Genomic DNA, 11792 nt, shown 5'->3' with positions numbered 1-11792 from the left:
AGGAGCCACAGCCTCATGACCACCAGCATCACCAGCGTTTTCGAGACCGAGTGGGCGCGCTGGCACCACGCGCGCGAGGACCAGTTGCGCGACCCGCTCGGCTTCCTCAGCCTGACCGCACTGCACTGGCTCACCGACCGCCCCGAGCGGCTGCCGGACGTGCCTGGCACCTGGTGGGTCACCGACGACAAGGTGTTCATCACCGCCCAGCCCGCCGACCGGTTGGAGTACGACGGCCTCGGCATCGCGGGCGTGCAGATCATCACGCCCGCCGAAGGCGCGCCGGGACTGCGGGTGCGGCAGGAGAACCGGGTGCTCGAAGTGATCCGCCGCACCGGCCGCTACGCCGTGCGCGTGCACGACCCGGCCGCGCCCGGCCTGCGGAGCTTCGCCGGAATCCCGGCCTACGCGCCGGACCCGCGCTGGGTCGTGCACGGCCGGTACACGCCGTTCGACGAACCGCACACCGTGACCACCGGCGCCGTGGTCGACGGCCTCGAACACCACCACAACGCCTCCGGCACCATCGAATTCCGCATCGGCGAGGCGACCGAACGCGTCGTCGCGTTCGGCGATCCGGACCACCTGCGGGTGCTGTTCACCGACGCGACCAGCGGTGTCACCACCTACCCCGCGGCGCGCTCGCTCGCGGTCGGCGCACCCGGCGCGGACGGCACGGTGGTGCTGGACTTCAACCGGGCGGCCAATCTGCCCTGCGCGTTCACCGATTTCGCGACCTGCCCGGTGGCGCCCGCGCAGAACCGGCTGCGCGTGGCCATCGAGGCGGGCGAACAGGCCCCCCGGCAGGGGCGGGTGGCATGAGCGTTCCCCTATCGATCCTCGACCTCTCCCCGGTCAGCGCGGGCTCGACCCCGCAGCAGGCGGTGCGCAACACCATCGATCTGGCCCAGCACGCCGAACAGTGGGGCTACCACCGGTACTGGCTGGCCGAACACCACTTCGTCTCGGTGGCGAGCTCGTCGTCGATCACGCTCATCGGGTTGGTCGCGGCGGCGACGACGCGCATCCGGGTGGGTTCGGCGGCCGTGCAGGTCGGCCACCACACGTCGGCCTCGATCGTGGAGGCGTTCGGCACGATCGACGCGCTGTACCCGGGGCGGCTCGACCTCGGTCTCGGCCGTTCGGGTCATCGCCGCGGCCAGTTCGGCGCGGAAGCGGCACGGCCCAAAGGCGGCAAACCCGTGGGCGATTCCGTGACCGGCCGCACCGAGATCCGCGATGGTGTCGTGGTTCCGCCGCCGTTCGATCCAGGACGCATCGTGGACCGGTCGAAGTTCATCGCCTCGCTCAGCGCGCTACAGCAGCGCGGGGCGCAGCCGCTGGACTTCGCCGAGCAGGTCGACGAGGTGCGGGCCTTGCTGGACGGCACCTTCGTCAGCCCGGAAGGTGTTGCGCTCCATGCGGTTCCGGGCGAGGGCGCGCAGGTGCAACTGTGGCTGTTCGGCAGCACCGCGGGCGAGAGTGCGGAACTGGCCGGGCGACTGGGTCTTCCGTTCGCCGCGGCGTATCACGTCTCGCCCGGCACCGCCCTGGACGCGATCGAGTCCTACCGGGCGGCGTTCCGCCCTTCCGCGATCCTGGCCGAGCCGTACGCGGTGATCTCCGCGGACGTGGTCGTGGCGCACGACGACGCGACCGCGCGGCACCTGGCCGCCAGCTACGGCCACTGGGTGCACAGCATCCGCAGCGGCGCGGGCGCGGCCCCCTACCCGGACCCGGCGACCATCGAACCGCTCACCGCGGAGCAGCGCCGCCTGGTCGACGATCGCCTGGCCACCCAGTTCGTCGGCGCACCGGACACCGTCGTGGAGCGGCTCGCCGCGCTGCAAAAGGTGACCGCCGCCGACGAACTGCTGGTCACCAGCATCACCCATCGGCACGCCGACCGGCTGGAATCGCACCGGCTGCTCGCCGAGGCGTGGGGCTTGCGCGCGGCCCGCGCCGCCTGAAACACCACCGCCGGACGCGTCAGTTCGATACACCTGGAGTCCGGACGCGAACGGATGGATAGCGCGCCGCGAGCTTGCGATCGAGTGTGGCCAGGTCGGCCGCTCTTTCAGGCTGACGCCGCGCTCGGTGGCGGCGATCTTGGCCGCCCGCATCAACTCAGCGGGCACGCCGACCGTGGTGCGCACAAAAACATATTGTCACCGCCGACTACACCGACGGAGGCGCTTGCGGGCCAGTAATCGGCGTCGGCATGCCCATCCAACGGCGGCATGCCGCGCTCTGCTCGACGCAGGGCGGCGGACTCCGCCGCTCAGGCGCTGATCGGTGCGGCGGTGACGCCGTAGCCGAGGTTGGTGAGCACCTCGCTGGTCGCCTTGGCGAAGTTGAGCGTGATGAAGTGCAGGCACGGGGCGCCCTCGTCGATCAGGCGCTGGGCCATCTCGGTGGCGATCTCGATGCCCGCCGCGCGCACCGCGGCCGCGTTCTCCTCGGGGCCGTCGCCCGCCGCCGTGCGCAGCCGGTCCATGACGGCGGCGGGCAGCGGCCTGCCGCACAGTTCCTCGGCGCGCTTGACGGTGCGCAGCGAGGTGATCGGCATCAGCTCCGGGATGATCGGCTTGGCGCCCTCGATCGGGTCGAACACCGCGAGCCGATCCCGCAGGCGCAGGTAGTGCTCGACGTCGAAGAACATTTGGGTGATCGAATACTCCGCGCCCGCGCGCAGTTTCGCGGCCAGAAACGCGGTGTCGGTCTCCAGGTCGGGCGAGCGGTGGTGGCCCTGCGGGAACGAGGCGACGCCGACATGGAAATCGCCGAGATCGCGCACGATGCGCACCAGCTCCTCGGCGTAGGAGACGCCCTCGGGATGCTTGTGCCACTCGCCGAGCGGATCGCCCGGCGGGTCGCCGCGCAGCACCAGGATGTTGCGGATGCCGGAGTCGGCGTACGCGCCGACCAGCGAGCGCAGCTCGGCGACGCTGTGCTCCACCGCGGTGAGATGCGCGACCGGCAGCAGTGTGGTCTCCTGCGCGAGCTGGCCGGTGACGCGCACGGTGCGGTCGCGGGTGGAGCCGCCCGCGCCGTAGGTCATCGACACGAACGCCGGGTGCATGCACTCGAACTGCCGCACGGCGCGCCACAGCCGCGCCTCGGCCGCGGCGTCGCGGGGCGGATTGAACTCCACCGAGAACGGCACCACGCGGCCCGCGTGGGCCCGCAGACTCTGGACGACCGAGGGTGTGGCGGAGACGTTCGGTTGCGTCCGGGAGGGCTGGCCAGGGGTCGAGCTTCCCCGCACGTTGTCGAAAGTCACCGGTTCAGTGTAAGGGTGACCGGTGGCAGCGCCGTCGGGTCGCTCGGACCGCCCGCGTATTCTTCGGACCGAGGTGGCATGTTCGCCACGCCGGACGACACGCGCGACCGATTCCGCTCGGCCGCGAATCACCCGCAGCGCTCGGGCACCCCGCAACGGAGTGCGTCCACCATCCGCACGACCTTGGAGGCTCCCCTGTCCGCCGGAACCGGTACCCAAACGCCGCAGACCGCCGTGCCGCGGCCGGGCACCCCCGCCTTCGTCACCGCCGTGGAAGACGCGCTGACCAGCTTCTTCGCCACCCGTCGCGACACCGTGGAGCGTCTCGGCCCGGTCTTCGTCGAGGCCGCGGACGCGCTGGAGCAGTTCGTGCTGCGCGGCGGGAAACGCACCAGGCCCGCGTTCGCGTGGACCGGCTGGCTCGGCGCGGACGGCGATCCGCACGGACCGGAGGCGGCCGCGGTGCTCACCGCCTGCTCGGCGCTGGAACTGGTCCAGGCCTGCGCGCTGATCCACGACGACATCATCGACTCCTCGCGCACCCGCCGCCGCTTCCCCACCGTGCACGTCGACTTCGAGCAGCGCCACCGCGACCGCGGCTGGACCGGCGACGCGGCCCACTTCGGCACCAGCGTGGCCATCCTGATCGGGGACCTGGCGCTGTCCTGGGCCGATGACATGGTGCACCGGTCCGGTCTCGCGCCCGCGGCCATCGCCAGGTTCGCGCCGGTGTGGGCGGATATGCGCACCGAGGTGCTCGGCGGCCAACTGCTCGACATCAACGGCGAGGCGGGCGCCGACGAATCGGTGGAGGCCGCGCTGCGGATCAACCGGTACAAGACCGCCGCCTACACCGTCGAACGCCCGCTGCACCTGGGCGCGGCCATCGCGGATGCCGAACCGGGGCTCATCGAGGCGTACCGCACGTTCGGCACCGCCATCGGCATCGCCTTCCAGCTGCGCGACGACCTGCTCGGCGTGTTCGGCGATCCGGCGGTGACCGGCAAGCCCTCCGGCGACGACCTGCGCGAAGGCAAGCGCACCGTGCTGCTGGCCGAGGCGCTGCGCCGCGCCGACGCCGGTGACCCCGCCGCGGCCGCGCTGCTGCGCACCAGTATCGGCACCGATCTGAGCGCGGACGCGGTGCAGCGGCTGCGCGCGCTGCTCATCGAGCTCGGCGCGGTCGACGAGGTGGAGCGCCGGATCACCGAACTCACCGACAGCGGTTTGGCCGCCATCGAAGCCAGTTCGGCGACGCCCGTGGCGAAGGAACGGCTGCGCGCGATGGCGCTGGCCGCGACCAAGCGCGCCGCGTGATCGCCCCGGCGGCTTCGCACGGCGCGGCGAGGAGGTGGGCCAGATGAAAACCGTTGCGGGACCGACCGATCGCGTGGTGATCGTCGGCGCGGGCCTGGCCGGGCTGTCGGCCGCGCTGTACCTGACCGGCGCGGGCCACACCGTCACGCTGCTCGAGCGTGCCGACCACCCCGGCGGCCGGGTCGGGCGCTACCGTGGCGCGGACTACGACATCGATTCCGGCGCCACCGTGCTGACGCTGCCCGAGCTGATCACCGACGCGCTCGCCGCCGTCGGCCGCTCCCCGGAGACCTGCGTGCCCCCGCTGCGCATCCACCGGCTGGCGCCCGGCTATCACGCTCGGTTCGCCGACGGCGCCGAGATCAGGGTGTTCGCCGACCCGGACGCGATGGCGGCGGAGGTCGAGCGGGTCTGCGGCCCCGCCGAGGCGCGCGGATACCGGCGTCTGCGTGACTGGCTGGCCCGCGTCTACGCGGCCGAGTTCACCGAGTTCATGGACACCAACTTCGACTCGCCGCTGGATATGGTGCGTGTCGCCGAAAAGCGCCGCGCGCTGGTCGAATTGGTGCGCCTCGGCGGCTTCGGGCGGCTCGGGCCCCGGGTGCGCCGGTTCCTGCGCGATCCGCGCCTGGCCCGCCTGTTCACCTTCCAGGCCCTCTACGCGGGCATGCCACCGGCCCAGGCGCTCGCCGTGTACGGCGCGATCCCGCACATGGACACCTCGTTGGGTGTCTACTTTCCCGAGGGCGGCATGCGCGCGATCGCCGCGGCGATGGCGCAGGCGTTCACCGACGCGGGCGGCAGGCTGGAACTCGGCGCCGACGTGGTCGGAATCGACTACGCGGGTCGCCGGGCCCGCCGCGCCCGCACCGCCGACGGACGCTCCTTCGACTGCGACGCGCTCGTGCTCACCGCCGACCTCGGGTCGCTGCACCGTTTCGGCGTGCGGCCCAGACGCGGACTGCGCGCCTCCCCGTCGGCGGTCGTCGCGCACGGCACCGTCCCCGCCGCGATCGCCGCGAAGTGGCCGGTGCAGGCACACCACACCATCGAGTTCGGGCACGCCTGGGACACCACGTTCGCCGAGATCACCGCGCGCCGCGGCCGCGGCGCGCTGATGAGCGACCCGTCGCTGCTGCTGACCCGGCCCGCGCTCACCGATCCGAGCCTGTTCATCGACCGGCCCGACGGACGGCACGAACCGTTCTCCGTGCTCGCGCCGTGCCCGAATCTGGTGTCGGCGCCGCTGGATTGGCAACGGCTGGGACCGGCCTACCTGCGCGATCTGCTCACGGTTCTGGAAGCGCGCGGGTATCGCGGCATCGCCGAGCACTTCGCCGTCGATCAGCTCGACACGCCGCGGACCTGGCTCGATCGCGGAATGCTCGCGGGCACACCATTCTCCGCGGCGCATCTTTTCCGGCAAACCGGTCCGTTTCGGCCGAGCAATTTCCCGCGCTCCAGCGACAACGTGGTTATCGCGGGTTGCGGCACGACCCCCGGCGTCGGCGTGCCGACCGCACTGCTGTCGGGGAAACTAGCGGCAACCCGAATTTCCGGACATATCCGGCCCACGCCGCGTGGAACCCCGCGCACCAGCCGGATAGTGTTCGAGGCGACGCCGTAAACTAAGCGCCGACCTATTCGCTCGCGGTTGCGACCGCCGACCATTCGGGGGGACCGACACCAGATGGCATCCCCCGAAACGCGCACCGCAGAGGCCGCCGCACCCGGCATCACCGACCACCCATCGCCCCCCTCCGCACGTCGCGAATCGGCCGCCCCCCGTGGTTTCCTGTGGTGGATGCGCGCCTACGCCGACTTCGCCCGAAGCCCCGAGGGCCACGCCGCCCTGCTCGGATTCTTCGGCGCCATCATGATCACCTTCGGCGGGTTCGGCGCGGGCAGCGTCCGCAAGCGCGACCCGCTGCTGGAGGCCATGCACCTGTCCTGGCTGCGATTCGGGCACGGCTACGCGCTGTCGACCATCTGCATCTGGATCGGCGTGCTGCTGATGGTCACCGCCTGGGTCCGGCTCGGGCGCGCCACCATCGGCACCGGCGACCGGATCGACGCCGGGGTGACGCTGAACGAACTGCGCGCGATCGTCGGCATCTGGATCGCCCCGCTGCTGTTCGCCGTGCCGATGTTCAGCCGCGACGCCTACTCCTACCTGGCGCAGGGCGCGCTGCTGCGCGACGGTTTCGACCCATACCAGGTCGGGCCGGTTGCCAATCCCGGTGTGCTGCTGGACAACGTGAGCCCGGTCTGGACCACCACCACCGCACCCTACGGCCCGGTGTTCCTGCTGCTCGGACGCGCGATCACCGCCGTGACCGGCGACAACGTGGTGGCGGGCACCATCGCGATGCGACTGGTCATGCTGCCCGGCCTGGCGCTGATGATGTGGGCGGTGCCGTACCTGACCAAGCATCTCGGCGGCAAACCCACCGTCGCGCTGTGGCTGGCGGTGCTCAACCCGCTGGTGCTGATCCACCTGATCGGCGGCGTGCACAACGAGATGCTGATGGTCGGTCTGATGTGCGCGGGCATCGCGCTGGTGCTGGAACGCCACCACGTGGCGGGCATCGTGGTGGTCGCGATCGGCGTGGCCATCAAGGCGACCGCGGGCGTGGCGCTGCCGTTCCTGGTGTGGATCTGGATGCTGCACGAACGCGAGCGCCGCGCAGCGCAGCGAGTCGGGCGCGACCCGGCGCACCTGCCCGCCAGCGAGCAACCCGGCGACGCCGCCGAGCGCACCGAGGACATGCCGCATCCGGCGCTGATGTTCGCCAAGATCGCAGGTCTCGGCCTCAGCGTGTTCGCCGCCGTGTTCGTGGCCGCCTCGGCCATCGCCGGGGTCGGCATCGGCTGGCTGACCGCGCTGTCCGGGTCGAAGAAGATCATCAACTGGCTTTCGCTGCCCACCGTCATGGCGCACGCCGTGACCTGGGTGACCCCGCTGCGGATGGAGTCGGTGCTCGAGGTGACCCGCGCGCTGTGCGCGCTGGCCCTGGTCGCCGTGCTGGCCTGGACGTGGTGGCAGTTCCGGCACAGCGAGCGGGAGGCGGTGCTGGGCATCCTGATCGCGTTCGTCGCCATCGTCATCCTCTCCCCCGCCGCACTGCCCTGGTACTACTCGTGGCCGCTGGCGCTGGCCGCCGGGTTCGCGCTGTCCACCACCACGCTGATGGCGCTGGTGGGCGTGTGTACCTGGCTGATGCTGGTCTTCCAGCCGGACGGCTCGATCGGCCTGTACAACTTCTGGCACGTCGCCGCCGCCACCTTCGCTTCCGTCGTGGCGGCGCTGTCGCTGCGCACCGTGGACCCGCTGCGCTTGCGCGCCAGCCCGCCCAGCACCGCACAGACCAGCGTCACCGCCGCACCCGCTCCATGACCGACGATCATCTACCAGCTGACGCCCTGCTCGCGCTCGCCTACCGGGAATGCCGCCAGATCGCCGCCACCCACGGCCGCACCTACTTCCTGGCCACCCGGCTGCTGTCGCCCGAGCGTCGGCCCGCGGTGCACGCGCTGTACGCGTTCGCGCGAATGGTGGACGACATCGTCGACCACGCCGGTCAGCCGAGCGGAGCAGGCGTATCAGGTCACGAACCGGCGGACGCACTCGACCTGATCGAGCGGGAGCTCAGAGGCGCGCTGGAACCGGGCATCGAGGCGACGCCGCCGATCGATGAGCGGACCTCTGTCCCGCGCACCCTGGAGGCCGGTGCGCGGCCACGCACGCTCGTCCTGGCCGCCGTCACCGACACCATCCGGCGCTACGCCATCGACCCGCGGCACTTCTGGACGTTCCTGGATTCCATGCGGATGGATGTGCCCGGCGCCCCGGGTTTCCGTAACCGGTACGCCACCATGGCCGAGCTACACGAGTACATGCGCGGCTCCGCGGCGGCGATCGGATTGCAGCTGCTCCCGGTACTCGGCACGATCGCCCCGGTCGCCGAGGCGGAACCGGCCGCCGCCGCGCTCGGCGAGGCGTTCCAGCTCACCAACTTTCTGCGCGATGTCGCCGAGGACCTCGATCGCGACCGCGTCTACCTGCCCGCCGACGCGCTCACCGCGTTCGGCGTGGACGACGACCTGCTGTTCGACTGCCGCCGCACCGGACGCACCGACCCGCGCGTCCGCCGCGCCTTGGCCCACCTCATCGCGGTCAACCGCGACCTCTACCGCCGCGCCGAACCCGGCACAGCCCTGCTCGAGCCGCGCGTCCGCCCCGCCATCCGCACCGCGACCACCCTCTACGCCGACATCCTGCGCCACATCGAACGCAGCGATTACGCCGTCTTCGACCACCGCGCCGTCGTCCCCCGCCACCACCGCCTGCGCGTAGCGGCCACCGAATTCACCACCGCCACCCTCCGCGCCCGACTAGAGCGCTGACCGAGGAACCGGCCGCCCAAACGCACCCCACGGTCCGTGGTACCGATCACCTTCGGCCCCGCACCGCGACGACAGAACCATTTGCCGCGCGTCCCCCATCAACCCCGGCCAGCCGTCGCGAGACCCCGGACGCTTATGCCCTCGCGACCACATCGGCCAACCATCACTTTCGAGCGGAGCGAGACCGAGCATTGACCGTTCGCGGCCCTCTTGTGGCTCGCGTCCGAGCGGCCGACGCGCAAGCGACGAAGTTGCCAGCGGCGGTCGCTCGGACGCGAGCCAGCAGATCAAAACGGCTCCGCCGCCGCTCGGCGCAGTACCTCACGGGCGAGTGGGCCGTGCAGGGCGTCGATGGGTTTGCCGGGCAGGCTGTCGTCCTCGGTGAAGATCCATTCCAGGATCTCTTCGTCGGTGTACCTGGCGTCGCGCATCACCGTGATCAGGCCGGGCAGGGGCTTCACCACCGCGCCGGTGTCGTCGAAGAAGCGCTCGGGAACGCCCGCCACGCCGTTTCTGCGCACCGCGATCAGTTGGTGATCGCGCAGCATCTGATGCACCCGGGTCACCACCAGCCCGAGTCGGTCGGCCACCTCCGGCAGCGGCAGCAGGGTCACCGACTCGGGAAGGACGTCCTCACTGCAGGGAAATGCACTCACGCGCACAACGGTAGACCGTCTGGCCTCGCACGTCGTGAGACACCCGGTGCGCGGGGACTCGATACCATCGTGAGGGCCGCAAAGAGCGGCTGATCGCTTGGCGCAGGTATCGCGCGAGGGGTGAGCTTTGCGAAAGCCGGAGGACGTCACTTGATCGGCCAGATGCTGGAAGGGCGCTATCGGATCGATGCGCCGATCGCCCGCGGCGGCATGTCGATGGTCTTCCGGGGGATCGACACCCGCTTGGACCGGCCGGTCGCCATCAAGGTGATGGATCCGAAGTTCGCCGGTGACCCGCAGTTCCTGTCCCGGTTCGAGTTCGAGGCGCGCGCGGTCGCCAAGCTCAAGCATCCGTCGCTGGTCGCGGTGTACGACCAGGGCGTCGACGGCGACCACCCGTTCCTGATCATGGAGCTGGTCGAGGGCGGCACGCTGCGCGAACTGCTGCGCGAGCGCGGCCCGATGCCGCCGCACGCGGTGCGCGCGGTCGCCGAGCCGGTGCTGGCGGCGATCGGCGTCGCGCACACGGCGGGGCTGGTGCACCGCGACATCAAGCCGGAGAACGTGCTGATCTCCGACGCGGGCGAGGTGAAGATCGCCGATTTCGGCCTGGTCCGAGCGGTCGCGGCGGCGAACACCACCTCGGCGAGCGTCATTCTCGGCACCGCCGCCTACCTCTCCCCCGAACAGGTCACCAGCGGCAACGCCGACTCCCGCAGCGACGTGTACTCCTTCGGGTTGCTGATCTTCGAAATGCTCACCGGACGTGTGCCTTTCACCGGCGACACGTCGCTGTCGGTGGCCTATCAGCGCATCGAGAACGACGTGCCGAGCCCGAGCGGTTTCATCTCCGGGGTGCCGCCGGAGTTCGACGAGTTCGTCGCAAAGGCCACCGCGCGAGAGCCCGCGCACCGGTTCGCGGACGCGAACGAGATGGCGGCCGCGCTGCGGCAGATCGCCGCCGCGCTGCAACTGCCCGCCTACCGGGTGCCCGCGCCCCAGGAGTCCGCCGAACATCTCAGCGCCAGCTACCGGGCCGTCACGCCGGAGCGCGACGGCCGCCAGGGTCTCGCCGGTGCGTCGGTGTTCGAGCCGCACCCACCGCAATCGGTGCAGCACACCAAAGTGGTGACCGCACAGCGCCCTCGTGTCGACTATGGCGCCTCGGACGGCTACGACCAACCGATGGTTCGCCAAGCCCACCCGGCGCCGCCGTATTCGCCCTACGCCAACGATCTCAACCGGTCCCGGCGCACCGTGTGGATGTGGGTGGCCATCGTCGCGGTGCTGACCCTGCTGGTCGGCATCGGCGGTTGGTGGCTCGGTTTCGGCCGCTATTCGCCCGTTCCGCCGACCGCGGGGTTGAGCACCGACAAGGCGATCGCCACGCTCCAGGAGGCCGGGTTCCAGACCGAGGTCCGGCAGAAGGCGTCCGACACCGTCCCCGTCGGCGGCGTGGTCGGCAGCGACCCGTCGGCCGGGTCCAAGGTCACCAAGGGGTCGACGGTCGCCGTGCTGGTCTCCAGCGGCAAACCCAAGGTGCCGGACGTCCAGCCCGGTGACCAGGTGTCGAAGGTCAATCAGTTGATCCGGGACGGCGGGCTGCAGCCGGTCGACGCCGGGGAGGAATCCAGCACCGCGCCCAAAGGCACGGTCGCCAGGGTGGAACCGAAGCCAGGGACCGTGCTACCGGTCGGCGCGCAGGTGAAAGTGTTCCGCAGCAAGGGATCTCAGCCCGTGCGGGTGCCGGACGTGCGTGGCCGTCCCGCCGCGGAGGCGGTGAAGATCCTCACCGCGGCCGGAATCACGGTGCGGGAGAACCGGAGTCAGTTCGATCGCGGCGTCGAGGCCGACCACGCCATCGGCACCGAACCCGGTGCGGGAGCGACGGTTCAGTCCGGCGACGGCGTCGTGTTGGTGGTCTCCAACGCGTTGAAGATGCCGAGCCTGCTCGGCGCCACCGTCGGCGACGCCAGGACGCGGCTGGCGAGCATGGGTTTGCAGGTCCAGGTCAGCCAGCTCACCCGGTCGGATTCGTCGGTGATCATTTCGCAGACGCCCGCTATCGGCGCGAACGTCGAACCCGGCAGCACCGTGTCACTGGTCGCGCTCCCCTGACCTCGGCGCAC

Annotated in this window: 9 protein-coding genes; 7 read left to right on the top strand and 2 right to left on the bottom strand. The window is 71.1% G+C overall.

The genetic code is table 11. The features are described 5' to 3' along the window. The first annotated feature begins 15 nt into the window (after nt 1-15). Both ON34_RS09135 and ON34_RS09130 read left to right on the top strand, forming a co-directional pair. Entirely contained in the window at nt 16-822 is an 807-nt protein-coding gene (locus tag ON34_RS09135) for a DUF1684 domain-containing protein (protein ID WP_040776845.1), read from the top strand. Beyond that, nucleotides 819-1970, top strand: a complete 1152-nt coding sequence (locus ON34_RS09130; protein WP_040776843.1) for an LLM class flavin-dependent oxidoreductase — start codon at nt 819-821, stop codon at nt 1968-1970. The genes ON34_RS09135 and ON34_RS09130 overlap by 4 nt, the downstream gene beginning before the upstream one ends. 311 nt (nt 1971-2281) lie before the next feature. Here ON34_RS09130 and ON34_RS09125 read toward each other — a convergent pair whose 3' ends face one another. Beyond that, nucleotides 2282-3283, bottom strand: coding sequence for a methylenetetrahydrofolate reductase (locus ON34_RS09125; RefSeq protein WP_040776841.1), 1002 nt, complete (start codon nt 3281-3283; stop codon nt 2282-2284). A gap of 183 nt (nt 3284-3466) precedes the next feature. Here ON34_RS09125 and ON34_RS09120 point away from each other — a divergent pair, with 183 nt between their 5' ends. From ON34_RS09120 to ON34_RS09105, 4 genes are all read left to right on the top strand, one after another. Next, the gene (locus ON34_RS09120; RefSeq protein WP_040777000.1) at nt 3467-4600 is read left to right on the top strand and encodes a polyprenyl synthetase family protein; all 1134 of its coding nucleotides are present in this window, start codon (nt 3467-3469) and stop codon (nt 4598-4600) included. A gap of 43 nt (nt 4601-4643) precedes the next feature. Then, nucleotides 4644-6227: a phytoene desaturase family protein gene (crtI, locus tag ON34_RS09115; protein WP_040776839.1), complete on the top strand. Its 1584-nt coding sequence runs from the start codon at nt 4644-4646 to the stop codon at nt 6225-6227. 177 nt (nt 6228-6404) lie between these two features. After that, entirely contained in the window at nt 6405-7997 is a 1593-nt protein-coding gene (locus ON34_RS09110) for an alpha-(1->6)-mannopyranosyltransferase A (RefSeq protein WP_051022299.1), read from the top strand. After that, nucleotides 7994-9007 (top strand): phytoene/squalene synthase family protein, encoded by a 1014-nt coding sequence (locus ON34_RS09105; RefSeq protein ID WP_051022298.1) that lies wholly within the window; start codon nt 7994-7996, stop codon nt 9005-9007. Before ON34_RS09110 ends, ON34_RS09105 begins: the two co-directional genes overlap by 4 nt. A 287-nt stretch (nt 9008-9294) precedes the next feature. Here the strand turns inward: ON34_RS09105 and ON34_RS09100 are convergent, their stop codons facing one another. After that, nucleotides 9295-9663 (bottom strand): Rv2175c family DNA-binding protein, encoded by a 369-nt coding sequence (locus ON34_RS09100; RefSeq protein WP_040776990.1) that lies wholly within the window; start codon nt 9661-9663, stop codon nt 9295-9297. 162 nt (nt 9664-9825) lie between these two features. Between ON34_RS09100 and pknB the strand changes: the two genes are divergently transcribed. Further along, nucleotides 9826-11781, top strand: coding sequence for a Stk1 family PASTA domain-containing Ser/Thr kinase (pknB, locus tag ON34_RS09095; RefSeq protein WP_040776988.1), 1956 nt, complete (start codon nt 9826-9828; stop codon nt 11779-11781). Nucleotides 11782-11792 lie beyond the last annotated feature (11 nt).

Source organism: Nocardia pneumoniae NBRC 100136 (assembly GCF_000308755.1).
Taxonomy (GTDB): domain Bacteria; phylum Actinomycetota; class Actinomycetes; order Mycobacteriales; family Mycobacteriaceae; genus Nocardia; species Nocardia pneumoniae.
The sequence above is the reverse complement of the archived record's forward strand: the minus strand, read 5'-3'. Positions and strand labels throughout refer to the sequence as shown.